19 protein-coding genes and 1 pseudogene are annotated in these 26,946 nt (G+C 68.0%); 9 read left to right on the forward strand and 11 right to left on the reverse strand.

Annotated features, from left to right (window positions below; translation table 11 throughout):
- The first annotated feature begins 97 nt into the window (after positions 1-97).
- Positions 98-1,231 carry an acyltransferase family protein gene (locus WG923_RS05170; RefSeq protein WP_340349870.1) on the forward strand — a complete coding sequence of 378 codons (1,134 nt, stop codon included), beginning with the start codon at positions 98-100 and terminating at the stop codon, positions 1,229-1,231.
- 131 nt (positions 1,232-1,362) lie between these two features.
- On the opposite strand, the gene WG923_RS30400 is transcribed toward WG923_RS05170, so the two are convergent.
- A complete protein-coding gene (locus WG923_RS30400; RefSeq protein ID WP_445322896.1) occupies positions 1,363-1,719 on the reverse strand; it encodes a hypothetical protein in 357 nt (118 codons plus the stop codon).
- On the opposite strand from WG923_RS30400, the gene WG923_RS05175 reads away from it, so the two are divergent.
- Positions 1,640-1,846 (forward strand): hypothetical protein, encoded by a 207-nt coding sequence (locus WG923_RS05175; protein WP_340349871.1) that lies wholly within the window; start codon positions 1,640-1,642, stop codon positions 1,844-1,846. The two genes, WG923_RS30400 and WG923_RS05175, sit on opposite strands and share 80 nt — an antisense overlap.
- A 280-nt stretch (positions 1,847-2,126) precedes the next feature.
- On the opposite strand, the gene WG923_RS05180 is transcribed toward WG923_RS05175, so the two are convergent.
- From WG923_RS05180 to WG923_RS05190, 3 genes are all read right to left on the reverse strand, one after another.
- Positions 2,127-2,765: a DM9 repeat-containing protein gene (locus tag WG923_RS05180; protein ID WP_340349872.1), complete on the reverse strand. Its 639-nt coding sequence runs from the start codon at positions 2,763-2,765 to the stop codon at positions 2,127-2,129.
- Between the two features lie 76 nt (positions 2,766-2,841).
- On the reverse strand, positions 2,842-7,620 hold the full coding sequence (locus WG923_RS05185) for a cytochrome c peroxidase (protein ID WP_340349873.1): 4,779 nt from the start codon (positions 7,618-7,620) through the stop codon (positions 2,842-2,844).
- A 204-nt stretch (positions 7,621-7,824) separates the two neighbouring features.
- Complete coding sequence (locus WG923_RS05190; protein WP_340349874.1) at positions 7,825-8,217, reverse strand: hypothetical protein; 393 nt, start codon at positions 8,215-8,217, stop codon at positions 7,825-7,827.
- A 157-nt stretch (positions 8,218-8,374) separates the two neighbouring features.
- Between WG923_RS05190 and fumC the strand changes: the two genes are divergently transcribed.
- The 6 genes from fumC to WG923_RS05220 all read left to right on the forward strand — a co-directional run bounded on the left by fumC (position 8,375) and on the right by WG923_RS05220 (position 16,389).
- On the forward strand, positions 8,375-9,763 hold the full coding sequence (gene fumC / locus WG923_RS05195; protein ID WP_340349875.1) for a class II fumarate hydratase: 1,389 nt from the start codon (positions 8,375-8,377) through the stop codon (positions 9,761-9,763).
- A gap of 250 nt (positions 9,764-10,013) precedes the next feature.
- Positions 10,014-11,057: an ABC transporter substrate-binding protein gene (locus tag WG923_RS05200; protein ID WP_340349876.1), complete on the forward strand. Its 1,044-nt coding sequence runs from the start codon at positions 10,014-10,016 to the stop codon at positions 11,055-11,057.
- Between the two features lie 4 nt (positions 11,058-11,061).
- Positions 11,062-12,777, forward strand: a complete 1,716-nt coding sequence (locus tag WG923_RS05205; RefSeq protein ID WP_340349877.1) for an ABC transporter permease — start codon at positions 11,062-11,064, stop codon at positions 12,775-12,777.
- Between the two features lie 9 nt (positions 12,778-12,786).
- Entirely contained in the window at positions 12,787-13,851 is a 1,065-nt protein-coding gene (locus WG923_RS05210) for an ABC transporter ATP-binding protein (protein ID WP_340349878.1), read from the forward strand.
- Between the two features lie 28 nt (positions 13,852-13,879).
- Positions 13,880-15,292, forward strand: a complete 1,413-nt coding sequence (locus WG923_RS05215; RefSeq protein WP_340349879.1) for an MmgE/PrpD family protein — start codon at positions 13,880-13,882, stop codon at positions 15,290-15,292.
- Positions 15,289-16,389, forward strand: coding sequence for a PdxA family dehydrogenase (locus tag WG923_RS05220; RefSeq protein WP_340349880.1), 1,101 nt, complete (start codon positions 15,289-15,291; stop codon positions 16,387-16,389). The genes WG923_RS05215 and WG923_RS05220 overlap by 4 nt, the downstream gene beginning before the upstream one ends.
- A gap of 227 nt (positions 16,390-16,616) precedes the next feature.
- Here WG923_RS05220 and WG923_RS05225 read toward each other — a convergent pair whose 3' ends face one another.
- Entirely contained in the window at positions 16,617-17,276 is a 660-nt protein-coding gene (locus WG923_RS05225) for a GntR family transcriptional regulator (protein ID WP_340349881.1), read from the reverse strand.
- A gap of 111 nt (positions 17,277-17,387) precedes the next feature.
- Positions 17,388-18,002: a YqhA family protein gene (locus tag WG923_RS05230; RefSeq protein WP_340349882.1), complete on the reverse strand. Its 615-nt coding sequence runs from the start codon at positions 18,000-18,002 to the stop codon at positions 17,388-17,390.
- A gap of 152 nt (positions 18,003-18,154) precedes the next feature.
- Between WG923_RS05230 and acs the strand changes: the two genes are divergently transcribed.
- On the forward strand, positions 18,155-20,140 hold the full coding sequence (gene acs / locus WG923_RS05235) for an acetate--CoA ligase (RefSeq protein ID WP_340349883.1): 1,986 nt from the start codon (positions 18,155-18,157) through the stop codon (positions 20,138-20,140).
- Positions 20,141-20,477: 337 nt separating this feature from the next.
- Here the strand turns inward: acs and truB are convergent.
- The 5 genes and pseudogenes from truB to rimP form a co-directional block, all read right to left on the reverse strand.
- Positions 20,478-21,344, reverse strand: a pseudogene (truB, locus tag WG923_RS05240) (tRNA pseudouridine(55) synthase TruB); the annotation flags it as partial.
- Between the two features lie 3 nt (positions 21,345-21,347).
- Positions 21,348-21,716 carry a 30S ribosome-binding factor RbfA gene (gene rbfA, locus WG923_RS05245; RefSeq protein ID WP_340349884.1) on the reverse strand — a complete coding sequence of 123 codons (369 nt, stop codon included), beginning with the start codon at positions 21,714-21,716 and terminating at the stop codon, positions 21,348-21,350.
- Between the two features lie 189 nt (positions 21,717-21,905).
- Positions 21,906-24,815, reverse strand: coding sequence for a translation initiation factor IF-2 (gene infB / locus WG923_RS05250; RefSeq protein WP_340349885.1), 2,910 nt, complete (start codon positions 24,813-24,815; stop codon positions 21,906-21,908).
- A gap of 21 nt (positions 24,816-24,836) precedes the next feature.
- The gene (nusA, locus tag WG923_RS05255) at positions 24,837-26,339 is read right to left on the reverse strand and encodes a transcription termination factor NusA (RefSeq protein ID WP_340349886.1); all 1,503 of its coding nucleotides are present in this window, start codon (positions 26,337-26,339) and stop codon (positions 24,837-24,839) included.
- Positions 26,340-26,343: 4 nt separating this feature from the next.
- Positions 26,344-26,919, reverse strand: a complete 576-nt coding sequence (gene rimP / locus WG923_RS05260) for a ribosome maturation factor RimP (RefSeq protein ID WP_340349887.1) — start codon at positions 26,917-26,919, stop codon at positions 26,344-26,346.
- Positions 26,920-26,946: the final 27 nt, after the last annotated feature.

Here is a 26,946-nt window from a genome sequence, read left to right on the forward strand (position 1 = left end):
AGGAAAGCAGGTCACTGCCATCTGTTTGCGCCTGACGCCCGGCACAATCTAAGCTCATCATTTGGGGGGTGGATTGAAATCCATGGGAGAAGGCCGAGTGCGAGGCCTGGAAGCGCTGCGGGGAGTTGCCGCCACCGCCGTGGCGATCTTTCACCTCCTGGCGCTCTACGTTCCTTTGCCGGAGGGGGTAGCCAGATCGGTCATCTTGAGTTTTGGATGGGCGGTGCCCTTCTTCTTCGCCCTGAGCGCGTTTTCCTTGCTTTGGGGATACCACGCGAAGGTCTGGAGCGAGGAAGGTCTGCTGCGCTTCTATGTGCGGCGCGCCTTCCGAATCTTGCCTCTGTTCTATTTTGTGCTCGTACTCCTGGTGCTCTTTGTTTACGGGAGCTCGATTACGCTCTGGACGTCTGAACTCGTCGTCAACCTGCTTTTCATGTTCCCCTTCTTTCCGGGCAAGCATGGAAGTCTCGTCTGGGGCGGGTGGTCGCTCGGAGTGGAGTGGGGCTTCTATTTGCTTTTCCCCTTCTTTGCCTTAATCGCCTCCCGGCAGCGGCTCAGCCTGGTGGTGTTGCTGGTGCTGTGCATCCTGGCCGTCGCATCTCGTCACCTCGTGGCAAGCACAGGGTTGCACAAGGATGGCTACACGGTGATGAACTTTCCTCGTAACCTTGTCTTCTTCCAGTCGGGAGTGTTCGCGTTTGTCCTCGTCCGGCATCTTCGCAGCCGCTCCGAAGTTGCCACGACCATAGCGTTCCTAGGACGTCACTCTCCTGCGATTCTGTTCGCATCCGCGCTGTTGTTCGTGTCGAGAATCTTCCTTCCACAAGGAGTTCTGGCGCTGCTCCCGCTCGAGCCCCTCGTCGCGTATGCGTGCGTCCTCTGGATCTGCCTCGCCGTCGCGGGGTTGCCCAGGATTCTGAACAATCCCCTGACATTCTGGCTCGGCCGGCACAGCTTCGGCATCTATCTTCTTCATCCTTTCGCGCTCTGGCAGCTCTCCCATCACGGCTTGTTCGCCTGGATTTCGGCGCATGTTTCGGCTGCAGGCACGGCCTTCGCACTCTGCGCCTTCGTGTCCATGCTTGTCGTGTGCGCAATGGCCGCAGTCGCGTACAGGTTCGTCGAAGCCCCATGCATCGAGATCGGCGACCGGCTCCTGATGCGGCGATCGTCATCTCGCTTCCTCGCCGGTACGCACGCCGTCGCAAGTGCTGGACAGACCCTGAGTTGACGCTTTCCCCGACGCGCAACTTGCGAGATGTACTGCAGCGCCGCGGCGACGGATTCGATCAGGTGGGCGGCCTTGATGGTCGGGGTCATGGCTTTGAGGGGGTGAAGCAGTGGCCCTTACATGGACCGTGATCACGGCCTCGCGCGACCGCGTGCCGAAACGACAAGGGCGCCCATCGGGCGCCCTGGCCTGCGGGGAGATCGAGCCTCAGGCGTGCGCGGGGCGCAGGCCGTGCCGGCCCGCCGGGCGGGCGTTCTTCGCGTACTCCTTCCAGGCGTCAAGCGCGACCAGCAGGCCGCACGCCGCCCAGAACACGTCGTATTCGATGCCGCCCGTGTTCCACGTCCAGCCATGCCCTTGACGGCCACGAAGGCGTAGCTGGCGATCGCGAGCACCGCGGCGGCGGCAATGCCGGAGAAGCGCATGCAGATGCCGAGGACGAGGGCGATGCCGATGGCGATGTCGGAGAACGCCGCGAAGCCGACCATGAATTCCGCGGGCTGGATGCCGGCCTTGGCGAAGAAGCCGATCGTGCCGGCGCTGGCCGCCGGCGGCGAACTTGGACGCGGCGTGCGGGAACATCAGCGCCCGACCATGATGCGCAGCAGGGTGTGAGTCTGCGTGAGGTCGAAGCTGGAGGCGCGGATGCGGAAGGCGTCACGGGTGAGCGTCAACATGGCGGGGGTCCTTGCCGATGGCCATGCGTAGGAGCCGGCATCCCGATCCGATTGCGTCGGGTCAATTGGAAAGAAGCTGCGCCAGCGACAGTTGCCGGTGTCAAATGTTCACGCGTTGACAGACGCGGGCGAAAAAAGGCGGGGGCGACTGCGCCCCCGCGATCACGCCAGCCGGTCGTTACCGGCGGCGCGCCTCTTCCCCCATCACAAGAAATCGCTCAGCGCGGCAACGGCTGCGCGCAGATCCCTTCGGCCAGGCCGCACAGGCTGGTGACGCCGCCGATCGCCAGGATGGCGCCCGGATCGAAGCCTTCCATGGCCGGCTGCGCTTCCGCGCTGGTGGTGACGTCCGGGTCGTCGCTCACCAGCACGAGGTAGTTCTCCGACATCCGCGCGACGCCGTCGGCCGTGTAGACGCAGTTGTCGTCGGCGATGAAGCCCGGGTGCACGGTGCCGTCGGAGGTTTGCACCGCCGCGCACACCAGGGTGCGCCGGCCGTCGCCGGCCACGCCCCCGATCACCGAACCCATGGGATAGCCCGTGGCGTGGCCCGGAACCCAGCTGAAACCCACGTCCGGCTTCAAGGCCTGCGCCAGCACCTCGAACTCCAGCACCGACTGCTGCTGGCCCGCCACCGCGACGCGGCACTCGCCGGAACGGTCGCTGCCGAATTCACCCACCGCCACCAGCGTGCCGATGGTGGCGCGGCACACGTTCAACGCCTGGCCACCGACCACACCGGCCGGAACGAGCGTGGCGCGCGTGGCCTTCGGTTCCCACTTCAGGCCGTCGGCGCACGCCAGGCCCGTTGCACCCAGAACGAGAATCCCGATGAGAGCTTTTCCCGTCAAACGCATAGCTGCCTCCAAATCCAATCAATCCTTGATCCACGTGCCGGCCGGCCCGGGCGGGGCAGGCCGGCACCCTGCGATGTCAATGCTGGTACGGCGAGAGTTCCAGGAACGGCGTGAGCGGGGTCGTGCGACCCTCCGAGCCCACCGCATCCAGGCACATCATGTCGTCGGCCGCGTTGCTCACGGACGATGCGGTCGTGACCAGCGAACTCTCGACGTGGCTCTTCGGCACGCACAGGGACGGGTGGTCGAACGGCCCCCGCTCCATGCGCACCCGGTCGTCGGTCAGCGACAGCAGGAAGCTCACGAGGTCGATCTTCTCCTGCTCCGTGAGGCCCAGGGGAACGATGGCCGGCGCCAGGTTGAACACATTGTCCCGGCCGAAGTCGGCGCCGCGGTTGTAGAAGTCCACCACCTGCATCAGCGTCGCCTTGCTGCCGTTGTGGAAGTACGGCCCGGTCAGTTCGGCGTTGCGCAGGCCCGGCGTCTTGAAGGCGCCCTGGACGTTCACGCGGTTGGTCCGCTCCGGGATCATGTACTGCCACGCGAACAGCTCGTTGCCCAGCGTCGCGGCGGCGGCGTCCTTGTCGAGCGCTTCCGTCATGAACATCGACTCGGACAACGGCTTGCCGAACGGGTCGCGTGCGCCGATGCCCAGGTCTTCCCTGGTCGGGCTCACGCCGATGTTGTAGAAGCCGTTGTCGTAGGTCATGGTGCGGCCGTCGCGCATGTCCATCCGCTCCAGGCGCACCGCCGTGACGTTGCGGAAGGAGGCACCGGTCGTTTCCGCGCCGGTGTGGCAGGCGTGGCAGTTGCCCTTGTTCATGAAGATGTCGAAGCCGCGCTTCTCGCTGTCCGTGAGCTTGGTCGCGTCGCCGATGGCGTACTGGTCGAAGCGCGTGTCGTCGGAGACCAGCGTCTGCTCGTAGGCCTGGATCGCGAGACCGAAGAACAGCGAGAAGTTCGCTTCCATCTGGCCGGTCGACTTCTTGAACTTGCGCTTGAAGGGCTTCGCACGCAGGTCCATGGAGGCGATCTTCTTGGCATCGAACTCGGTGATGTCCACGGTGGGCCACATCCAGAAGGCCGGGTTGAAGGCCTGCTGCACCAGCGCGCGGTAGGTGGGCCGCTTCGCCAGGTCCGTCGTGGCGTAGGCGCCCAGCACGCTGTCGCTCGCGGAGATCGTCTGGGCCGCCAGGATCGGCTGGTTCAGCAGCTTCTCGCCGAGTTCCATGAACGTGCGGTTGGCGCAGCTCATTTCCACCGAGGACAGCGCGGGGCCGACGGCCTGGGAGGCCAGGGCACCGGTGGGCAGCGCCACCGCCACCTGCTTCATCACGCCGTTGTCGATCTTCCAGATCATCGCGTTCGGGTTCTTGGCGCCGAACGGGTCGCCGCCGTTGAACACGTTGGTGGCGCGGCCATCCCAGAAGTTGCGGAAGTTGTACACCGCGTTGATCACGCTCGGGGCATTGCGGCCCGTCACCTGGCGCGTGTTGACCGAGCCGGAGTGGAACACCGCGTCGGCATTGGTGCTGCACACGTCGGATTGCGCACCGCCGCTCTTGGTCTTGTCCACGTTGGGGGCCGTGAAGTCGGCGTTGAACACACCCGCGGAGCCCGCCACGTCGTTGTGGCCGCTGCGCTTGGCCGGGTCGTTGCCGCTGAAGCCCGCCACGAACCTGGTGAACGGGAAGTCCGTCGGCTGCATCTGGTAGTTGGGACCGGGCATCAGCTGGAAGCTGAAGTCCGCGTCGCCCAGCTGCAGGTCCGCGGTCCGGCGGTTCAGGCCGGGATTGACTTCGTTGCGCGAACGCTTGTCGGCGCCGGCGTTGAAGTGGCAGCTCGCGCAGGCCATCTTGTTGTCGCTGCCGACCTTGGTTTCCCAGAACAGGGCCTTGCCCAGCTCCACCAGCGCCTTCCTGTCGGCCACGAATTCGGCCAGGGCGGTCTCCGGCGGGGCCGGCGGCGGCACGTTCTTCAGCGACATCGCCGGCAGCGACACCAGGGGCTCCTTGATCTCGGGGCGGATGATCGCGCCGAAGGTCTCGATGTTCGCCGGCGGCAGGATCGGCTGCAGCGCGCTGCCCTGGCCGGTGCGGAACGTCGGCAGGCCGACGGAGGGCGCGTAGGTCACGCCGTCCCAGGTGGGCAGCGGGGTGGGCATCAGCTGGAACTGGCCCGGCTTCTCGATGTCCCAGCGCAGCAGCATGGAGTTGTCCTCGTGCTGCGTGTTGTGGCAGTGCTCCACGTAGGTGCCGGCGAATTCGCGGAACTGGATGGCCAGTTCGACGGTCGACGTGCTCTCCGGCTCGTTGCCGATGCGGTAGACGTCCTTGCGGGCCCACTTCTCCCATTCGGGCGGCGCCTTGCCGCCGCGCTTGAGGATGATGCCTTCCTCGAAGTGGATGTGCACGGGGTGGCCCCAGCCGCCGCCGGTGCTGAGCGTCCACACTTCGAGCGTGCCGGCGCCGCTGTAGCCGGCGTCGGTCGGGCCGTTGGCCAGTTGCGGCGCGGCGGAGATGCGGCGCATGTCGGCGCCGAAGCCGGCACCGCCGTCGGTCTTGATCGTCCACGGCGCCAGGTCGGTGCCGTTGGAGCGGCCGAAGTGGAAGTCGCGGCGGCGCGCGTTCTGCAGCTTGGCGATGTCGGCCGGGTTGGAGCGATCCAGCCACAGCGGGATCATCTTCTTGCCGGCGGCCTTGGAGGGCTTGGGCGGCTCGAACTCGTACGGGTCCATGGACTGGTCGGTGCCGGCGTAGGCCTGCACGCGCAGCTCCATGAACTTGCCGACGGTGGGATCGCCCCTGGTCCAGATCTCCCTGCCGTTGCTGTCGGTCGTGGTCACGGCCTGGTAGGAGCCGGAAAGCACTTCGCCCAGCGGCACGTCGCGCTTGCTGCCCTTGCCGTCGGCGTGTTCCTTCACGTTGACCATGTACAGCTTGTCGCCCGGCTGGATGCCGTGGCGCGCGAAGTCGACCACGATGTCGTAGCGCTCGGCGATCGCGTGCGTGGGCAGCTGGCCGTTGTACTTGCCGGGGTTGCCGTCGCCCATGAGGTCCATGGAGCCGTCGAAGGGAACCGCGTGCTCCAGGATGTTGCCGTCGTTGGCGACCATGTGGAACGGCACGCGCTGGTACGACACGCCGGAGCCGGCCGGTCCGGGCAGCTCGCCGCCCGTGCCCTGCACCTCGCGCACGATCGCGATGCTGAAGTAGCGCGAGACCGAGCCGTTGAGGATGCGGAAGCGGTAGCGGCGCGCCCGCACGTCGAGGTAGGGCGCGTACTGCCAGTTCACCGTGATCCGGTCACCCAGGAAGCCGTCGGTGTTGAAGGGGTTGAACCACAGCTGGCCCTCGGCATCCCAGGCCTTGTCGGCCACGACCAGGTTGACGTCGTAATCGCGGTTGCCCCAGGGCATGGCGGAGCCGGAGGGCATCTTCAGGTTCACGCCGTCGTTGATGGCCTCGTTGCCGCGGTCCAGCGCCGAGTAGTAGTTCATCATCACGGCGTTGCCCTTGTAGACGTTCTGCGCCGTGAAATCGACCATGTGGTCGTGGAACCAGTGCGTGGACATCGTCTCGCGCCAGTCGCCGCGGATCGCGATCCTGCCGTTCTGGCAGGTCTTGACGCCCGGGTTGGCATCGTTCACCCACAGCGTCTCGCCTTCGGCGCAGGGGAAGCCCGCGCGGGGGTCGGTGGCCGAGGTGTTGATCGTGTCGTAGCCGGCGAGCTGCAGGGGCCAGCGGTAGTCGTAGAACTGGCCCGGGAAGAAGAAGGCGTTGGCGAAGCCGTCGCTTTCCGCCGGGTTGTGGCCGTTGTGCTCGTGGGTCGTGATCGTGTGCAGGCCGAACCCGCGGTTGGCGGCGGGGTCGATCGGCAGCGCGTTGTAGTGGCGCATGAGCATCGGCTGACCGTAGCGCGCCATCAGCAGCTTGGGCGGCAGCGTGCCGTCGAAGGTCCACACCGACTTGTGGTCCTGCACCGGCATGTTCGGGTGGATCTTGATCGGGATCCCCCGGGTCGTGCCGTCGAAGCCGGGCAGGCCGGTCGTGTTGTGGTACAGGCCGCCGGGGCCGAACTCACCATACTTGTACTGGTGCAGCTGCTTGCTGTCACGCACCCCGCCGTTGACGCGGGCGCCGGCCTGCACCGTCTTGAAGAAGTTCTGCGGGTAGAACTCGTTCCAGCGCTGGTGGGCCCAGCCTTCCCCGGGCGGGCGGCCTTCGGCCGGCGGCTTGTCCAGCGGGCGCTCGAGGAAGGTCTCCACCAGCGACTTCCACGGGTTCAGGGCCGTGATGTTGGCCTGGCGCGTGGGGAAGGGGAAGATGCTCGGCTGCTTGAGGAAGCCGTCGAGCGAGGTGCTCGCAGGGCCGCTGCGGTACACGTCGTCCGGGTCCTGCTCCGGCGCGGCGCCGGTGCTCGGGACCGGGAAGGGCGCGGTGCCCGCTTCGGCGGCCGCGTCCAGCTTCTCGGGACCGAACTCCTCGAACATCAGGAGCTTCTGCGTCCAGGGCTGCGCGCCGAACATGGGGCTCGCGTACCCGTTGGTCGGGTACATGATGGAGCTCTGGAGCGAAGGGGGCAGCACGTTTTCGGCGCGCTGTTCCACCTTGCCGCTGAACGCCCCGCCCGGAAGCGCGAACGCCCCCAGGTTGGTCTCCGGCAGCACATACAGCGACTTGAGCGCGGCGTCGGGGTCCGGCGGCGGGTCGCGGTAGGCGGATGGATCATCGGCGGGGGGCGGGCCGAAATAATCCAGGGCGCCCGCCTGAGTGGCGAGCGCCCCGGCAACCCCGATCAAAAGCGCGGTGGCCTTGAAAATGTTCAAGGCCCCGTCCAGGCGGCTCCTCTTCATCGTCCTCGCTCCTTATGTGCAAGCAAAGGTGCATAGGACGTGCCAACTTGTTGCGCGGCGAAACAGTGCGAAAGTGCTGCCCCGACGGCACCAAAGGGCCTTAGGGACGGCACCTAGGCCCGGGGCTGGGTGGGCGAATCCCCCAGCGTTGGGGAAAATGACCCGTGCCCGGCCGTGGGGGCTTTGAACCGGGGTCCGCTTGAGCTAGCGGCAGTGATAGATGCGCACGACCGGGTTTCCCCGGGAGCTGACGGCGAACGCGTCGATGCAGCCGCTGCCCGGATCGGTCCCGTAGACCACGGCGAAGCTGGGCGGCATGCCGCCGCCCGGGATGTTCATCACCATCCTGGGACGGCCGTAGGCGTCCAGCAGCTCGGCCAGCGGCTTGTTCTGCCACTGGCGGTTCATCTCGGATTCGCGCTCGGCGCGGGCGAGGGTGCCGGCGCCGCTGAAGGTGGGGTGGGACGGGCGGGGGATGCGGTGGATCTCGCCCTCGGCGCACGCGCCCAGGCCCAGCACCACCGCCAGGCCCCATGCGCCGCGCACGGCTGCCGTCCCGGGCAGCTGCCGGCCCATCGAATGCGTTCTTTCGTCCACTCTTCCACCCCGACTCCGATTGGAGCACGGTACGCAAGCAGCTCCGGCGGCGCTTGACCCAAACGGAGGAGGCCCGCACTCCTGTTTGATGCTCGTCAGGATCGGCACGCCGGAACGGTCGAGCCACGGCGGCGGCCAAAGCTGCTACGGTGGCTCCATGGCCACCCGCATCGAACACGACACCTTCGGGCCCATCGCGGTCCCGGCCGAGCGCCTGTGGGGCGCGCAGACGCAGCGCTCGCTGCAGAACTTCGACATCTCCGGCGAGCGCCAGCCGCGCGAGATCATCCGCGCCCTCGCCCAGATCAAGCGCTCGTCGGCGGTCGTCAACCACCTGCTGGGCCTGCTGGACCAGCAGAAGGCGGCGGCGATCGTCGCCGCGGCCGACGAAGTGCTGCAGGGCCGCCACGACCAGGAGTTTCCCCTGGTGGTGTGGCAGACCGGTTCGGGCACCCAGACCAACATGAACGTCAACGAGGTGCTGGCCAACCGGGCGAGCGAGCTGCTGGGGGGCAGCCGCGGCGAGGGCCGCAAGGTCCACCCGAACGACGACGTCAACAAGAGCCAGTCGTCGAACGACGTCTATCCCACGGCCATGCACCTGGCCGCGGTGGATGCGATCCGCAACAAGCTGCTGCCCTCGCTGGCGCACCTGAGGGAAACCCTGGCGGCGAAATCGGAGGCGTTCCGCGACATCGTCAAGATCGGCCGCACCCACCTGCAGGACGCCACGCCCCTCACGCTGGGCCAGGAGTTCTCGGGTTACGTCGCGCAGCTCGAACAGGCCGACCGGCACCTGCATGGCGCGCTGCCGCACCTGTGCGAACTGGCGCTGGGGGGTACCGCCGTGGGCACCGGGCTGAACGCTCCGAAGGGATATGCCGAGAAGGTGGCGGAGGAACTCGCGCGGCTGACGGGCCTGCCGCTGGTGACCGCCGCCAACAAGTTCGAGGTGATGGCCGCGGCCGACGCGCTGGTGCATGCGCATGGCGCGCTCAAGACGCTGGCGGCCAGCCTGATGAAGATCGCCAACGACATCCGCTGGCTGGCGAGCGGGCCGCGCAGCGGCATCGGGGAGCTGTCCATCCCGGAGAACGAGCCCGGTTCCTCGATCATGCCGGGCAAGGTCAATCCGACCCAGAGCGAGGCGCTGACGATGCTGTGCTGCCAGGTGTTCGGCAACGACGTGGCGATCAACTTCGGCGGGGCTTCGGGCAACTTCGAGCTGAACGTGTTCCGGCCGATGATCGCGCACAACTTCATGCAGAGCGTGCGGCTGCTGGCCGACGGCATGCGCAGCTTCAACGACCATTGCGCGGCGGGGATCGAGCCGAACCGCGAGCGCATCCGGGAACTGGTGGACCGCTCGCTGATGCTGGTGACGGCGCTGAACCCGCACATCGGCTACGACAAGGCGGCGCAGATCGCCAAGAAGGCGCACCGGGAAGGCACGAGCCTGCGCGAAGCCGCCATCGCCTCGGGCCACGTGACGGCGGAGCAGTTCGACCAGTGGGTGCGGGCGGAGGACATGGTGGGGCGCCCCTGAATACCGAACTTCCGGACGCAGAGGACGCAAAGGGTACGCAGAGGACGCAAAGAAGACACTTTTCCATTGGGTTTCTTTTGCGTCCTCTGCGTACCCTTCGCGTCCTCTGCGTCCGGTAGTTCGGGTTTTCATTGCGGCCTAATGTATGCAACAGCTGTCGACGTTATGGTCTGAACTGTTGACACTTGCGGAAACGCTCTCCACTATCGTCCTCCAGCGGCCAGCGTGAAGCCGCAGCAAGGAGACCTGCATGTCAGTGAAGTCTGCCGTCGCCGCGCTGGCGATCGCGGCCGCGCTCGTCCCGGGCGTGGCCTCGGCCCAAGCTCCCGCCCCCTACGAAGCCACGCCGCAGCTCGTGGCCGCCGCGCAGAAGGAGGGCAAGGTCGTGTGGTATTCGGCCACCGACGTCCAGGTCGCGGAGAAGCTCGCCCGCGCCTTCGAGGCCAAGTACCCGGGCATGAAGGTGCAGGTCGAACGCTCCGGCGCCGAGCGCATCTTCCAGCGCATCAACCAGGAGTACGGCAGCAGGATCTACAGCGCCGACGTCGTCGAGACCTCCGACGCCGTGCACTTCCTGCACTTCAAGAAGCAGGGCTGGCTGCTGCCGGCCGTGCCCGCCGACGTGGCGAAGTTCTGGGGCAAGGACTACAAGGATGCCGACGGCCAGTACGCGGCCTACCGCGCCCACCTCTCCGTCATCGCCTACAACACGAAGCTGGTGCCCAAGGACCAGGCGCCGAAGTCGCACGCCGACCTGCTGGACCCGAAGTGGGCCGGCAAGATCGTGAAGGCGCACCCGGGCTACAGCGGCACCATCATGACCGGCACCCAGGCGCTGAGCCAGTCGCCCCTGGGCTGGAAGTACTTCGAGCAGCTGGGCAAGCAGAAGATCATGCAGGTCCAGTCCTCGACCGAGCCGCCCAAGAAGCTGGCGGCCGGCGAGCGCCCCGTGATGGCCGACGGCAACGAATACAACGTCTTCCTGCTCAAGGAAAGCGGCGTGCCGATCGAGCCGGTGTACGCGCCGGAAGGCACGCCGCTCGTGATCGGCAACGCGGCGATCCTGAAGAACGCGCCCAACCCGAACGCGGCCAAGCTGTTCTACCACTTCATGTTCACGCGCGAGGCGCAGCAGCTCAATAGCGACGTGGGCGGCCTGCGCTCCTTCCACCCCGAGGTGAAGGAGAAGGCCGGGCGCGTGCCGCTGTCGCAGATCAAGCTGCTGAATTCGGATCCTTCGAAGCTCGAAGCCGAGACGATCAAGAAGAAGTACGAAGAGTATTTCGGGACTTGAAGCGATGTCGGTCGCCCTGCCGGACGTACCGGTCGCGATCGCCAGGCCGCAGTTCCGTATCGACCTGCTCAAGCCGGCGTTCTACGCGCTGGCCGCGGTGCTGGTCGTGCTGGTGGTGCTGCCGCTCGCCTGGCTGGGGTACTACAGCGTCGTCGACAAGGAGGGCCAGCTCACGCTGGCCAACTTCGCGACGCTCGTCACCGACCACCCGCTGCGCAAGGCCTTCGGCATCGCCGTGGCAATGGCACTGGCGGTCGGCGTGCTCTCCTGCGCCATCGCCACGCCGCTCGCCTGGCTGGTGGCGCGCACGGACCTGCCGGGCCGCCGCGTCGTGCGGGCGCTGGTCATCGCCTCCTTCGTCACGCCGCCCTTCCTGGGCGCGATCGCGTGGGAGATCCTCGCGGCGCCGAACAGCGGCCTCCTCAACGTCCTCTGGCGCCAGCTCACCGGCGCGCAGCCGTACGACGCGCTGGTCGACATCTACAGCTTCGGCGGGCTGGTGTTCGCCATTGCCTGCTACACCTTTCCCTACGTGTTCACGCTGGTGGCCAACGGCCTGGACCGCGTGCCGTCCGACCTGGAGGATGCGTCGTCCATCCTCGGCGGCCGCGGCTGGACCACGCTGCGCCGCATCACGCTGCCGCTGGTGCTGCCGGCGATCCTGGCCGGCGCGCTGATCGCCATCCTGCAGGCGCTGACCATGTTCGGCTCGCCGGCCATCGTCGCGCTGCCGGCCGGCTTCCACGTGATCACGACCAAGATCTGGAGCCTGTTCCAGTACCCGCCCAAGCCGGGCCTGGCCGCCGCGGCCTCGCTGCCGCTGCTGCTGGTCACCGTGCTGCTGCTGCAGGGCAAGTCGTGGATCCTCGGGCGCAAGGGCTACACGGTGCTCGGGGGCAAGAGCGGCGAGCCGCGCGTCACGCGCCTGGCGGGCTGGACGCCCGTGGCCCTGGCCTTCGCCGTCGTGGTGCTGTCGCTCACGGTGATCCTGCCGTACGCGGCGCTCGCGAAGGCGGCGCTGACGAAGAACGGCGTGGAGGGTCTCACGCTGCACCACTTCCGCTTCGTGTTCTTCGAGTTCTCCGCCACCCGGCTGGCGATGCGCAACACCTTCCTGCTCGGGTTCGCCACCGCGACGATCGGCACCGGCCTCGCGCTGCTGGCGGCCTACATGGTCTCGCGCAAGCCCGTCGCGGGCTCGCACTGGATCGGCATGCTGGCGACCGCGCCGGTGGCGATCCCCGGCATCGTGCTGGGCGTCGGCCTGTTCCTCACCTACTCTCATCCGCAGCTGATGCTGTACGGCACGCTGTGGATCCTGCTGGTCGCCTTCCTCACCATCGAGATGCCGGCGGGCTACCAGCAGATGTCGGCGGCCTTCCACGGCATCCACCCGGAACTGGAGGAGGCCAGCCGCATCCTCGGCGCCAGCCGCCTGAAGACGCTGCGCCTGATCACGGCACCGCTGCTGCGCAGCAGCGTGATCGCCACCTGGTGCTTCGTCTTCATCGGCACCATCCGCGAGCTGTCGGCCACCATCCTGCTCACCACGGCCAACACCAAGCTGGTGTCCGTGATCATCTACGACCTCAACGAAAGCGGCGACATGGGCGCGATCTCCGTGCTGGGGATCATGCTGCTCGTGGTGTCCTTCGCGGTGGTCGTGCTCGCCAACCGCCTGCCCCTGCTGGGCGGCCCGCGCCTGCCGGCGCCGCGCTGAAGACGAAGAATGCCCTTCCTCGAACTCGACGGACTGTCCAAGCGCTATGCCGGCGCGGCGGTGGTCAAGGACCTGTCCCTTGCGGTCGACAAGGGACAGCTGGTGTGCCTGCTCGGGCCGTCCGGCTGCGGCAAGACGACGACCCTGCGGCTGATCGCCGGCTTCATCGAACCCGATGCGGGCGAGATCCGCGTCGGCGGCCGGCGCATCTCGGCACCGGGCGCGAGCGAGGCGCCGGAGCGTCGCAACATGTCGATGATCTTCCAGAGCTACGCGCTGTGGCCGCACATGACGGTGTTCGACAACGTCGCCTACGGCCTGAAGCTGCGGGGCCTGGCCAAGGGCGAGGCGCAGCAGCGCGCCGACACGATCCTCGCGGCGACCCGGCTCTCGCAGCTCGCGCAGCGCTACCCGGGCGAGCTCTCCGGCGGCCAGCAGCAGCGCGTGTCGCTGGCGCGCGCGCTCGTCGTGGAGCCCGAAACGCTGCTGCTCGACGAGCCTCTCTCCAACCTCGACGCCAACCTGCGCGAGGAAATGCGCTTCGAGATCCGCCGGCTGCACGACAAGTACCGCTACACCACCGTGTACGTCACGCACGACCAGGCCGAAGCGATGACCACCGCCGACCTGATCGTCGTGATGAACCAGGGCGTGATCGAGCAGGCCGGCACGCCGGAGGAGATCTACCAGCGCCCGCGCACCGAGTTCGTGGCGCGTTTCATAGGCGGCACCAACCTGCTGCGCGGCCGCTGGGACGGCGCGGACGGCGTGGCCTGCGGCAACGGCCTGGTGCTGCGCTGCGGCTCCGGCGAGTTCCAGACCGGCGAGAGCGCCGCGGTCTCCGTGCGGCACCACGACGTGCGCCTCAGCCGCGGCAAGCCCGAGACGGAAACCAACACCGTGCAGGGCACGGTGGCCCGCCAGATCTACCTGGGCTCGCACCGCGACTACCTGGTCAGCCTGCCGGACGGCGAGACGGTGCGCGCGGTGGCGCCCGCCGGCCTGAGCATCCCGCCCGGCGAGAGCGTCTGGCTGCACCTGCCGCCGGAGCACTGCCGCGCGCTGGCGCACTGAACACCAACGTCAACACGAGGAGCATCGCGTGAGCATCATCGAGCAACAGGCGACGGAGCACCTGACCCGTTACGTGTCCGATTTCATCTGCAGCACCACGCTGTCCGAGCTGCCGCAGGACGTGGTGGCGCTCGGCAAGAAATCCATCCTCGATGGCATCGGCCTGGCGCTGTCGGGCGGTGCCAGCCATCTCGGCGCACTGGTGCGGCGCCACCTCGGTGAACTGCAGCTCGGCCCCGGCCCCGCCACGGTGATCGGCACGCGCATCAAGGTCGCGCCGCGCTTCGCCGCCTTCGCCAACGGCGTGGGCATCCACGCCGACGACTACGACGACACGCAGCTCGCGGTGGCGACCGACCGCGTCTACGGCCTGCTCACGCATCCCACCGCGCCGGCGCTGCCGGCGGCGCTGGCGATGGGCGAGGCCATGGACGCCAGCGGGGCGCAGGCCATGCTGGCCTACCACCTGGGGGTGGAGGTGGAGTGCAAGATCGCCGAGGCCATCAACCCGCGGCATTACCAGACCGGCTTCCACTCCACCGCGACCTGCGGCACCTTCGCGGCCGCGGCGGCGGCGGCGCGGCTGATGGGGCTGGACGAGGAGGCGACGGCGCGCGCGCTGTCGATCGCCGGCAGCCAGTCGGCGGGCCTGCGCGAGAACTTCGGCACCATGACCAAGCCGTTCCACGCCGGCCGGTCCTCGGAAAGCGGCGTGGCCGCGGCGCAGTTCGCCTCCTACGGCTGGACCGCCACCGACCGCATCCTGGAGGCGCCGCGCGGCTTCTTCAGCGCCGCCGGCGGCGGCTACGACAGCAAGGCGATCGCGGGCCGGCTGGGCCGGCCGTGGACCTTCGCGGAGCCGGGCGTGTCGATCAAGCCGCATCCCTCCGGCTCGCTCACGCACCCGGGCATGACGGAGATGCTGCGCCTGATCCGCGAGCACCGCATCGAGGCCAGGGACGTCGTGCGGGTGCGCGTCGGCACCAACCACAACATGCCCAATGCGCTGATCCACCATCGTCCGCGCAACGAACTGCAGGCCAAGTTCTCGATGGAGTTCTGCATGGCCATCCTGCTGCTGGAAGGGCGCGCGGGGCTCAACGAGTTCACCGACGCCGTCGTGCTGCGCCCGGACGTGCAGCAGATGATCGAGAAGGTGGATTTCGTCGTCGACCAGGAGGCCGAGGACGCGGGCTACCACAAGATGACCACGCTGATCGACATCGAGCTGGCCGGCGGCCGCAAGGTGAGGGGCAGCGCCGACTTCGGCAAGGGCAGTCCCGCGATGCCGATGACCTACGACGAGGTGGCCGGCAAGTTCCGCGAGAACGCCGAGTTCGCGCGCTTCCCGCAGGCGCGCGCTCAGGAGGTCGTGGCCATGGTGCGCGAGCTCGAATCGCTGCCGAAGATCGCGACGCTGATGGCGGCGCTGCAGGCGTGAACCCTCCCGCAAATGGCGTCACCCCCGCGCAGGCGGGGGCCCAGGGCGCGCGCAGCGCGGAAGCGCAAGCCCTGGATTCCCGCCTGCGCGGGAATGACGTGATCGTCGGCCTGATGCCCGGCGACATGACCGGCATCGGCCCCGAGATCACCGCGAAGCTGCTCGCGGGCGGCCGCCTGCGTGACGTGGCACGCATCGTCGTGATCGGCGATGCGCGTGTCTTCGCGCTGGGGTGCCGCGAGGCGGGCGTGCAGCCGCCCTGGCGTGCCTGCGCCAGCGTGGAGGCGATCGACTGGTCGCGCGACGAGATCCCGGTGCTGGACCTGGGCAACACCGATCCGGCCACGCTGCCGCGGCGCGAGAACTCCGCCGAGTCCGGGCGCCTGTGCGGGGAGACGCTGCTGCACATGACGCGGCTCGCGCAGGAGGGCCGGCTCGACGCCGTCTCCTTCGCGCCGCTGTCCAAGGCGGCACTGCACGCCGGTGGCTGGAACTACCCCGACGAGCACCAGATGTTCGCGGCCTGGAACGCCCACGAGGGCTTCTTCGGCGAGATGAACGTGATCGAGCAGTTCTCCACCTTCCGCGTGACCTCGCACGTCGCCTTGCGCAAGGCCCTCGACCTGATCACCCCCGAGCGCATCGCTGCCGCCGTGCGGCTGGCGGATGCGACGCTGCGCGCGCGCGGCTTGGCGCGGCCGCGCATCGGCGTGGCGGCGCTCAACCCGCATTGCGGCGAGGGCGGCCTGTTCGGCGACGAGGAGATCCGCCTCATCGCGCCGGCGGTGCGCGGCCTGGCCGAGGAGGGCATCGCGGTGAGCGGCCCGGTCTCCTCCGACGCGATCTTCCTGAAGGCCCTGAAGGGCGAGTACGACGGCGTGGTCATGATGTACCACGACCATGGCCAGATCGCGACCAAGCTGCTCGGCTTCCACAAGGGCGTGACGGTCACCGCGGGCCTGCGCACGATCTACACCACGCCCGCGCACGGCACGGCGTTCGACATCGTGGGGCAGGGGAAGGCGGATACGGGAGCGCTGGAGCAGGCGGTGCGGATCGCGGCGCGGATGGCTGCGGCGCGCAGGGCGCACGCTTGACGCGTGCATTCGCGCGCTGGCGGTGTTCGTAGGCTGGCGCTGACGGAGGAAGCCCAGCGATCGCGAGCGCAGCGGAGCGCTGGGGTTCACGCGCTTCGCGGTTCACCACCAGCAGCGCTGGGGTTCACGCGCTTCGCGGTTCACCACCAGCAGCGCCGGGGTTCACGCGCTTCGCGCTTCACCACCAGCAGCGCTGGGGTTCACGCGCTTCGCGGTTCACCACCAGCCTACGCAGACCCCGCCAGCAGCCGCTGCTTGCCCGCCTGGATATGCTCCTCGGCGAACTGCTTGGCCTTGGCCGCATTCCCCTTCGCGATCGCGTCGTACAGCCTGCGGTGTTCAGCATTCGAGCGCCGCATGTTGCCCGCGGTGTTGAAGTTCTGCCGCCGGTACAGGTGCAGCTCCTTCACGTAGCTGTCATAGAGCTGGTGCGCCCGCTCGTTGTGGGCGAGCCGCAGCACCAGCGCGTGGAACTGCACGTTGCGCTCGTAGTACGCGCCGCCGTCGCCGGCCTGCGAAGCCTGCTCCATGCCTTCGAGCAGCGCCTGGAAGCGGGCCCGCTCTTCGTCCGTGATGTTCTCCGCCGCCCGCGCCGCGGCGAAGCCGAACACCAGCGCGCGCAGGTCGTAGATCTCCAGCAGTTCGCGCACCGACACCTGGCGCACGAACACGCCCCGGTTGACGACGGGCGTGACCAGCCCGGTGCCCGTGAGGATGCGGATCGCCTCGCGGATGGGGCCCCGGCTGGTGCCCATGCGCACCGCCAGCGCCGCTTCGTTCAGCCGGTCGCCCGCCTTGAACTCGCCGGCGTAGATCAGCTGCTGCAACTGCTGCGCGATGCTGCGCGAAAGGCTTTCGGCGGTGGCGATGGGCGGGACGCTCGTCATGCGATGGATCGCCGCCGGCCAGCGGCGGCGATGTCGTCAATCATAGCAAGGCTGTCGACGTTGCCGTGCCGATTGTCGACACTTTGGGCCCGCCGTGGCGGGCGCCTGGCCTCAGTGTTCATCGGCCCCGTGGTACCGCGGCGGCGCCATCAGGCGGTCGGTGAACGCGATCGCCATCGCCGAGAGCAGGAAGGTGATGTGGATGACCGTCTGCGCGATCAGCACCTTGTCCGAATAGTTGTCGGCGTTGATGAAGGTCTTGAGCAGGTGGATCGAGGAGATGCCGATGATGGCGGTGGCCAGCTTGACCTTCAGCACCGAGGCATTCACGTGGCTGAGCCACTCGGGCTGGTCCGGGTGGCTCTCGAGGTTCATGCGGCTGACGAAGGTCTCGTAGCCGCCCACGATGACCATGATCAGCAGGTTGGAGATCATGACCACGTCGATCAGCGCCAGCACCACCAGCATGATGATCGTCTCGTTGAGCGCGGTCGTCTCGGTGGTGACGCGGTAGCCGATGCTCGAAATCAGCTGCTGCAGGGCGGCCTTGCTGCCGGCCGCGGCCTCGATCAGGTGCCACAGTTCCAGCAGGAAGTGCACGACGTAGACCGCCTGCGCGGCGATGAGGCCGAGATAGAGGGGCAGCTGCAGCCAGCGGCTGGCGAAGATGAGGTTGGGCAGCGGGCGCAGGGGGGAGGCGGGGCTGGTACCGGGAAGTCGTTCCATGCGGGGATGAGTGGTCGTGAACCGCGCGATTGTAGGGACTGCACTCTGGCGCCCGCCGCCGCCCTCTGTAAGCTACCCGCCAGTCAGTGGGCCGTAAGTGCCGAACCGGACATTACGGCCCAATTTCCCCATCCTTTCCGGAGACAAAGAGCATGAGCGCCATCGAGTCGACCCTCGTCGAAAACCGCGTCTTCCCCCCCAGCGATGCCACGGTCAAGGCCGCCCGCATTTCCGGCATGGCCGCGTACGAGGCGCTGTGCAAGGAGGCGGAGCAGAACTTCGAGGGTTTCTGGGCGCGCCTGGGCCGCGACAACCTGCAGTGGACCAAGCCGTTCACGAAGACGCTCGACGAGTCGAACGCGCCGTTCTACAAGTGGTTCTCCGACGGCGAGCTCAACGCCAGCGCCAACTGCCTGGACCGCCACATCGGCACGCCGGTCGAGAACAAGACGGCCATCATCTTCGAGTCCGATGACGGCAAGGTGTCGCAGGTCACGTACAAGGAGCTGCTGGCGCGCGTGAGCCAGTTCGCCAACGCGCTGAAGGCGCAGGGCATCAGGAAGGGCGACCGCGTCATCGTCTACATGCCCATGGGCGTCGAAGGCGTGGTGGCCATGCAGGCCTGCGCGCGCATCGGCGCCACGCACAGCGTGGTGTTCGGCGGCTTCTCCGCCAAGTCCCTGCAGGAACGCATCATCGACGCCGGCGCGGTGGCCGTGATCACGGCCAACTTCCAGATGCGCGGCGGCAAGGAACTGGGCCTGAAGTCCATCGTCGACGAGGCGCTCGACATGGGCGGCTGCGACACGATCAAGTCCGTCATCGTCTTCCAGCGCACCCCCACCGCCTGCAACATGGTGGCCGGCCGCGACAAGACCTGGGACGAAGCGGTCAAGGGCCAGTCCACCGAGTGCAAGCCCGAGCCCGTGAACGCGGAGCACCCGCTGTTCATCCTCTACACCTCCGGCTCCACCGGCAAGCCCAAGGGCGTGCAGCATTCCACCGGCGGCTACCTGCTGTGGGCCAAGCTCACGATGGAATGGACCTTCGACATCAAGCCGCAGGACGTGTTCTGGTGCACGGCCGACATCGGCTGGGTCACGGGCCACACCTACATCGCCTACGGCCCGCTGGCCGCCGGCGCGACGGAAGTGATCTTCGAAGGCATCCCCACCTTCCCGCACGCCGGCCGCTTCTGGCAGATGATCGAGAAGCACAAGGTGAGCGTGTTCTACACGGCGCCCACCGCGATCCGCTCGCTGATCAAGGCCTCCGAGACCGACGCGAAGGTGCACCCGAAGAACTGGGACCTGAGCTCGCTGCGCATCCTGGGCACGGTGGGCGAGCCGATCAACCCGGAAGCCTGGATGTGGTACCACCGGAACGTCGGCGGCGAGCGCTGCCCGATCGTGGACACGTTCTGGCAGACCGAGACCGGCGGCCACATGATCACCCCGCTGCCCGGCGCGACGCCGACGGTGCCGGGCTCCTGCACGCTGCCGCTGCCCGGCATCATGGCCGCGATCGTCGACGAGGCGGGCCACGACATCCCGAACGGCTCCGGCGGCATGCTGGTGGTCAAGCGTCCCTGGCCCGCGATGATCCGCACGATCTGGGGCGACCCGGAGCGTTACAAGAAGAGCTATTTCCCCGAGGAGATGGGCGGCACGCTCTACCTGGCCGGCGACGGCGCCGTGCGTGACGCCAAGACGGGCTACTTCCGCATCACGGGCCGCATCGACGACGTGCTGAACGTGTCGGGCCACCGCATGGGCACGATGGAGATCGAGTCGGCGCTGGTGGGCAAGACCGACCTGGTGGCGGAAGCGGCGGTGGTGGGTCGTCCCGACGACCTCACCGGCGAGGCGATCTGCGCCTTCGTCGTGCTCAAGCGCCCGCGCCCGACCGGCGAGGAAGCCAAGAAGATCGCCAACGAGCTGCGCAACTGGGTGGCGCACGAGATCGGCCCGATCGCCAAGCCCAAGGACATCCGCTTCGGCGACAACCTGCCCAAGACGCGCAGCGGCAAGATCATGCGCCGCCTGCTGCGTTCGATCGCCAAGGGTGAGAAGGTGACGCAGGACACGTCGACGCTGGAGAATCCGGCGATCCTGGACCAGTTGTCGGAAACGAACTGACGGTCTCGCTCCCGCTCGGGGGCGGCTGTCCTGCTCCTCCCCCCTCTGGGGGGAGGCTGGGAGGGGGGCGCTTTCGGCGCCTCTTCTTCACTGTGGCGCGGGGAGGGGGGGGGGGGGGGGGGGGGGGGGGGGCGGGGGGGCGGGGCGGGGGGGCGGCGGGCCCGGGGGGGGGGGCGGGGCGGGGGGCGGGGCGGGGGGCCGGGCGGGGGGGGCGGGGGGGGCCGGGGGGGGGGGGGGGGCCCTTTTGGGGGGGGGGGGGGGGGGGGGGGCCCGCGCCCCGCCCCCCCCCCCCCCCGGGGGGGGGGGGGGGGGGGGGGGGCCCCGCTTCGGCCCGGGAGTGCCCCCACCCCAGCCCTCCCCCGGAGGGGGAGGGAGCGAAGACCGCCACCTCGGCGGCGTCTTCCCAGATTCCACGCCGGCGCAAGCCGCTCAGGAAGCGTCCGGCATCTTCCGTGCCGAGCGTGACCGGCGTGTGACCCGGCAGCAGCGCTTCGACCGGCAGCAGCCGGTGGACCCTGTCTGATTCCGCCAGCGCCTCGAGTTCCGCCAGCGTGATGCACTGGGCGAGGTCGAACGGCCCGGTGGCAATTCTTCGCAGCGCCACGAGATGCGCGCCGCATCCGAGCGCCGCGCCGATGTCTTCGCCGAGCGTGCGGATGTAGGTGCCCTTGCTGACCTTGGCCACGATCTTCAGGCGATCGGGCGCCAGCAGGCCCAGCTGCAGGTCGAAGATGGTGGCCTTGCGGGCTTCCCGCTCCACCTCGAGGCCCGCGCGGGCGTATTCGTAGAGCGCCTTGCCGTCCTTCTTCAAGGCGCTGTGCATCGGCGGCACCTGCGTGATCGGGCCGGTGAACTGCGCCTGCACCTGGGCCAGGCGTTCGGGGCCGATCGCCGGCACCTCGCGCCGTTCGATCACCTCGCCTTCGCTGTCGCCGCAAGCGGTGCGCACGCCCAGCTGCGCGACGGCCTCGTAGGTCTTGTCGGCATCGAGATGGATCTGGCTGAACTTGGTGGCCGCGCCGAAGCACAGCGGCAGCACGCCGGTGGCCATCGGGTCGAGCGTGCCGGTATGGCCGGCCTTTTCCGCCCGCAGCAGCCACTTGGCTTTCTGCAGCGCGTCGTTGCTGGAGAGACCCAGCGGCTTGTCGAGCAGCAACACCCCATGCACAGGGCGCCGCTGCACCCTGGTGCGTGGCGCGTTCATTCGCTAGTCGTCCTTGGAACGGGACGAGACCGCCTTGGCGATCAGTGCGTTCATGTCGGCCGCGCGCTCGGTGGTGCGGTCGAAGTGGAAGTGCAGCGTCGGCACGGTGTGGATGTGCAGGCGCTTGAACAGGTGGGTGCGGAGGAACCCGGCCGAGTGGTTCAGGGCGTCCTCGGTCTCCTGCGGGTCACCCACGAGGATGGTGAAGAACACCTTGGCATGCGCGTAATCCGGCGTGACCTCCACCGCGCTGATCGTGACCATGCCCACCCGCGGGTCCTTCAACTCGCGCGCAATCAGCTCCGTCAGATCGCGCTGGATCTGGTCGGCGATCTGGAAACCGCGGTTGGGCTTGGTGGACTTCTTGGGCATGGTGGGTCAGTGCGCGTGCTGGCAGGGAAACCGAACTTCCGGACGCAGAGGACGCAAAGGGTACGCAGAGGGCGCAAAAGGAATGCAGGAAAGGAAGATCCCTTTGATGGATGTTCTTTCGCGTCCTTTGCGTACCCTTCGCGTCCTCTGCGTCCGGCTGTCCGCTTTCGGCTGTCCGCTTTCGGCTGTTTACAGCGTCCGCGCAATCTCCTTGACCTCGAAGAATTCGAGCACGTCGCCTTCCTTGATGTCGTTGTAGTTCTTCAGCTTGACGCCGCACTCGAAGCCTTCCTTGACTTCGCGCACGTCGTCCTTCATCCGCTTGAGCGACTCGAGTTCGCCCGTGTAGATCACCACGTTCTGGCGCAGCAGGCGGAAGTGCGCGCTGCGCGTGACCGTGCCGGAGGTGACCATGCAGCCGGCCACCGTGCCGATCTTGGACGCCACGAACACCGTGCGGATCTCGGCGGAGCCGATGACCTCTTCGCGCTTCTCCGGCGCCAGCATCCCGGACATCGCCGTCTTCAGTTCGTCGACGGCGTCGTAGATGATGCTGTAGTAGCGGATGTCGATGCCGTTGCCTTCGGCCAGCTTGCGCGCACCGGCGTCGGCGCGCACGTTGAAGCCCACGATGACGGCCTTGGAGGCGATCGCCAGGTTGACGTCCGACTCGCTGATCGCGCCCACCGCGGTGTACACCATCTGCACCTTCACCTCCTCGGTGGAGAGCTTCAGCAGCGACTGCGCCAGCGCTTCCTGCGAACCCTGCACGTCGGCCTTGATGATGATCGGCAGCGTCTTCACCTCGCCGGCGGTCATGTCCGAGAACATGTTCTCCAGCTTGGCGGCCTGCTGCTTGGCCAGCTTCGTGTTGCGGAACTTGCCCGCGCGGTAGGTCGCGATCTCGCGCGCCCGGCGCTCGTCGGACATCACCATGAACTCGTCGCCGGCCTGCGGCACTTCCGTCAGGCCCTGGATTTCCACCGGCATCGACGGGCCGGCCGACTTGATGGTCTTGCCGTCCTCGTCCAGCATGGCGCGCACGCGGCCGAAGGTCTGGCCGGCCAGCACCACGTCGCCGACCTTCAGCGTGCCGGTCTGCACCAGCACGGTGGCGACCGGGCCGCGGCCCTTGTCCAGCTGCGCCTCGATCACGAGGCCCTTGGCCATCGATTCCGTCGGCGCCTTCAGTTCCAGCACTTCGGCCTGCAGCAGCACCTGCTCCAGCAGTTCGTCGATGCCCTGGCCGGTCTTGGCGGACACGGGCACGAACGGCGACTCGCCGCCGTACTCTTCCGGCACGACCTGCTCGGCCACCAGCTCCTGCTTGACGCGGTCGGTGTGGGCATCGGGCTTGTCGATCTTGTTGATCGCGACCACGATCGGCACCCCCGCCGCCTTCGCGTGCTTGATGGCTTCCCTGGTCTGCGGCATCACGCCGTCGTCCGCCGCGACCACCAGGATCACGATGTCCGTGGCCTGCGCGCCGCGGGCCCGCATGGCGGTGAACGCCTCGTGGCCCGGGGTGTCGAGGAAGGTGACGGTGCCGCGCGGCGTGTCGACGTGGTAGGCGCCGATGTGCTGCGTGATGCCGCCCGCTTCGCCCGCCGCCACCTTGGTGCGGCGGATGTAGTCCAGCAGCGAGGTCTTGCCGTGGTCGACGTGGCCCATGACGGTCACGACCGGCGCGCGCGGCAGCGACTCGGCCGCCTGGCCGGACACTTCCTCCTCGGTGAAGGCTTCCGGATCGTCCAGGGCGGCCGTGACCGCCTTGTGGCCCATTTCCTCGACCAGGATCATGGCCGTGTCCTGGTCCAGCGACTGGTTGATGGTGACGAGCTGGCCCATCTTCATGAGGACCTTGATCACCTCGGAGGCCTTCACGGCCATCTTGTGCGCGAGTTCGGAGACCGTGATGGTCTCCGGCACGTGCACTTCGATGACGCGCTGTTCCACCGGTGCGGACTGCTGGTGGTCGTCGCGATCGCGATGGTCGCCCCTGCGGCCGCCACCCCGGGGGCCGCCGCGCCACGAATTGCGGCCGACGCCGCCGGACGCATCGCCGCGGGTCTTGATTTCCTTCTTCTTGGCCGGATCGTTGGCCCAGCTGGAGGACAGCTTGGCCGACTTGACTTCCTTGCCGGCGCCGGGCGCGGCCGGCGCGCCTGCGGGCGCGGGCGCACCGGGGGCGCGGGCCTGGGTCGGCGGCTTGTGCAGCGTGCCCTTGACGCCCGGCTTGCCGGGTTCCGGCGCCTTGGCGACCGGCTTGGCTTCTTCCGGCTTCTTGGCCACCAGCACCTTCTTGGGCTGGGCCATCATGGAACGGATCGCGGCGGCCTCGGCCTCGGCCTTGCGGCGGCGCTCCTGCAGGTCGTTGGCGCGCGCAGCCTCTTCGTCCGCGCGCTTCTTCGATTCGGCCGCGGCCTTCTCGCGGGCGTCCGCGGCGGCCTTCTCGCGCGCTTCGGACTGCGCCTTGGCGACGGCCTGTGCCGCTTCCGCCTCGGCGGCCTTCGCCGCGGTCGCGCCGGCCTTGGCGGCGGAATACGCTTCCGCGCGTGCCTCGGCTTCCTGGCGCGCCTTCTCCTCGGCGGCCCGGGCCTCCTCGGCGGCGCGCTCGCGGGCTTCCTGTTCCTCGCGCTCGCGGCGCTTGGCGGCCAGTTCTTCTTCCTGGCGGCGGATCAGTTCGGCCTGGCGGCGCGCCTCTTCCTCGCGGCGCGCCAGATCGGCGTCGTCCGGGCCCTGGGGCTGCGGCGGCGCGGCGACCTCGGGCGCCTCCACCACGGCGGTGTCGGAGCCCTCGTCGCGCTTGATGAAGGTGCGCTTCTTGCGCACCTCCACCTGGATCGTGCGGGCCTTGCCGCTCGAGTCCGCCTGCTTGATCTCGCTGGTGGACTTCTTCACCAGGGTGATCTTCTTGCGTTCGGGCGTGGCGGTGCCGTGGCTGGCCTGGAGATACCCCAGCAGCTTCTGCTTGTCCGCGTCGGTCAGCGAGTCGGTCGGCGCGGTCTTGGTCACGCCGGCGCTGCGCAACTGTTCCAGCAGCGTCTCGGTCGATTTCTTGAGTTCGTTCGCGAACTCGGCGACGGTGGTACTAGACATGTTCTGCTCGTCTTCCTCCCTTTACTCATGGGCGGCCGTGGCCGCCTGGCCCGTGAACCAGTGTTCGCGCGCCTTCATGATCAGGGTCTTGGCCTCTTCCGCGGACTGGCCAGTGATGTCCGTAAGTTCGTCGACGGCCAGGTCGGCCAGATCGTCGCGCGTGTGCACGCCGGCTTCCGCCAGCTTGCCGATCAGGGCGGGGCTCAGGCCTTCGAGGTCGCGCAGGTCCTGCGAGACTTCCTCGACGCTTTCCTCGCGCGCGATCTCCATCGTCAGCAGCGCATCCTTGGCGCGCGTACGCAGTTCGTTGACCGTGTCCTCGTCGAAGGACTCGATCTCCAGCATCTCGGAGATGGGCACGTAGGCCACTTCCTCCAGGCTGGTGAAGCCTTCCACGATCAGGATGTCGGCGATTTCCTCGTCCACATCCAGCTTCTCCATGAACAGCGAGCGCAGCCCCTGCTGCTCCTCGGCCTGCTTCTGCGCCGATTCGTTCGCGTCCATGATGTTGATCTTCCAGCCGGTGAGCTCGCTGGCGAGCCGCACGTTCTGGCCGCCGCGGCCGATGGCGATGGCGAGGTTCTCCTCGTCCACCACCACGTCCATCGCGTGCTTCTCTTCGTCGACGACGATGGAGCTCACGTTCGCGGGCGCCAGCGCGCCGATCACGAACTGCGCCGGGTCCTCGGACCACAGCACGATGTCGACGCGCTCGCCGGCGAGTTCGTTCGTCACCGCGTTCACGCGCGAACCGCGCACGCCCACGCAGGTGCCGATCGGGTCGACGCGCTTGTCGTGGGAGATCACGGCGATCTTGGCGCGCGAGCCGGGATCGCGGGCGCAGCTCTTGATTTCCAGCAGGCCCTGCTCGATCTCGGGCACTTCCTGGCGGAACAGCTCGATCATGAACTCGGGGGCCGAGCGCGACAGGATGATGGGCGCGCCGCGCAGCGTCAGGTCCACCTCCATGATCATGGCGCGGACGCGGTCGCCGTTGCGCAGGTTCTCCTTGGGGATCATCTCGCCGCGCCGCAGCCTGCCTTCGACGCGGCCGCTCTCGACGATGATGTCGCCCTTGTCCATGCGCTTGACGGTGCCCACGAAGATCTTGTCGCCGCGCGACATGAAGTCGTTCAGCAGCATCTCGCGCTCGGCGTCGCGGATCTTCTGCAGGATCACCTGCTTGGCGGCCATGGCGCCGATGCGGCCGATCGGCAGCGACTCGATGGCTTCCTCGATGTGCTCGCCGGCTTCCGCGCCCTCGACGCGGTCCTTGGCGTCCATCAGCAGTTCCTCGGCGTCGGGGTTCTGCAGCCCCTGTTCGTCGGGCACCACCAGCCAGCGGCGGAAGGTCTCGTAGTCGCCGGTGTCGCGGTCGACCGCCACGCGGATGTCGACTTCGCCCTGGTAGAGCTTCTTGGTGGCCTGCGCCAGCGCGGCCTCGACCGCGCCGAACACGACATCGCGTTCCACGTTCTTCTCGCGCGAGATGGCGTCCACCAGCATCAACAGTTCGCGATTCATGTCCCTACTCCTGCACCCCGGCGCGCCTGCGCCCCTTGAAATCGACAATCGGTGCCAGACGGGCATCCTTGACCTCGTCCAGCGTGAAACCCAGGACCTGCACCGGTGCAGGCTCCTTCTTCTTCGAGCGCTTCACCCCCGGCTGCGGGGGCGGCTCGTCGCTCCAGGTGATCTCCCAGCCTGCCTGCGCCTTGCCCAGCGTGCCGCGGAACTTGCGGCGGTTGGCGGCCACCTGGCCCGCGGCAGCGGACCCCATCGGCGCCCTCAGGGTGATATCGACCACCTCACCCGCGAAGCGTTCGAAATCCTTCTCGCCGCGCAGGGGCCGATCGATCCCCGGCGAGGAGACCTCGAGGCGCTTGTAGTCCACCTCTTCGACCTCGAGCGTGTACTGCAGCTGGCGCGTGACGCGCTCGCAATCCTCGACGTTGACGTGGCGCTCTTCCTCGTCCGCATTCCAGGGGAAGTCGATCGTCACGCGCAACGTGCCCCCGGCGGAGCGTTCCAGCTCCACCAGTTCGTAGCCGAGTCCGGCCACCGTCTGCGTAACGATATCCCCGAGGGACGTAGTACTTGCCAAGGTCGTGGGTCGATCCGCCAAAAAAAA

The organism is Ramlibacter sp. AN1133 (assembly GCF_037890035.1).
Lineage (GTDB): Bacteria > Pseudomonadota > Gammaproteobacteria > Burkholderiales > Burkholderiaceae_C > Ramlibacter.

What these genes read in the sequence shown, in the direction of transcription:
- acs (WP_340349883.1), top strand. Translation starts at nt 18,155, where the DNA reads ATGAGCGCCATCGAGTCGACCCTCGTCGAAAACCGCGTCTTCCCCCCC.
- WG923_RS05175 (WP_340349871.1), top strand. Translation starts at nt 1,640, where the DNA reads ATGCCGGAGAAGCGCATGCAGATGCCGAGGACGAGGGCGATGCCGATG.
- WG923_RS05185 (WP_340349873.1), bottom strand. Translation starts at nt 7,620, where the DNA reads ATGAAGAGGAGCCGCCTGGACGGGGCCTTGAACATTTTCAAGGCCACC.
- WG923_RS05230 (WP_340349882.1), bottom strand. Translation starts at nt 18,002, where the DNA reads ATGGAACGACTTCCCGGTACCAGCCCCGCCTCCCCCCTGCGCCCGCTG.
- WG923_RS30400 (WP_445322896.1), bottom strand. Translation starts at nt 1,719, where the DNA reads ATGGTCGGCTTCGCGGCGTTCTCCGACATCGCCATCGGCATCGCCCTC.
- WG923_RS05205 (WP_340349877.1), top strand. Translation starts at nt 11,062, where the DNA reads ATGTCGGTCGCCCTGCCGGACGTACCGGTCGCGATCGCCAGGCCGCAG.
- WG923_RS05200 (WP_340349876.1), top strand. Translation starts at nt 10,014, where the DNA reads ATGTCAGTGAAGTCTGCCGTCGCCGCGCTGGCGATCGCGGCCGCGCTC.
- nusA (WP_340349886.1), bottom strand. Translation starts at nt 26,339, where the DNA reads ATGAATCGCGAACTGTTGATGCTGGTGGACGCCATCTCGCGCGAGAAG.
- WG923_RS05180 (WP_340349872.1), bottom strand. Translation starts at nt 2,765, where the DNA reads ATGCGTTTGACGGGAAAAGCTCTCATCGGGATTCTCGTTCTGGGTGCA.
- WG923_RS05225 (WP_340349881.1), bottom strand. Translation starts at nt 17,276, where the DNA reads ATGACGAGCGTCCCGCCCATCGCCACCGCCGAAAGCCTTTCGCGCAGC.
- fumC (WP_340349875.1), top strand. Translation starts at nt 8,375, where the DNA reads ATGGCCACCCGCATCGAACACGACACCTTCGGGCCCATCGCGGTCCCG.
- infB (WP_340349885.1), bottom strand. Translation starts at nt 24,815, where the DNA reads ATGTCTAGTACCACCGTCGCCGAGTTCGCGAACGAACTCAAGAAATCG.
- WG923_RS05210 (WP_340349878.1), top strand. Translation starts at nt 12,787, where the DNA reads ATGCCCTTCCTCGAACTCGACGGACTGTCCAAGCGCTATGCCGGCGCG.
- rbfA (WP_340349884.1), bottom strand. Translation starts at nt 21,716, where the DNA reads ATGCCCAAGAAGTCCACCAAGCCCAACCGCGGTTTCCAGATCGCCGAC.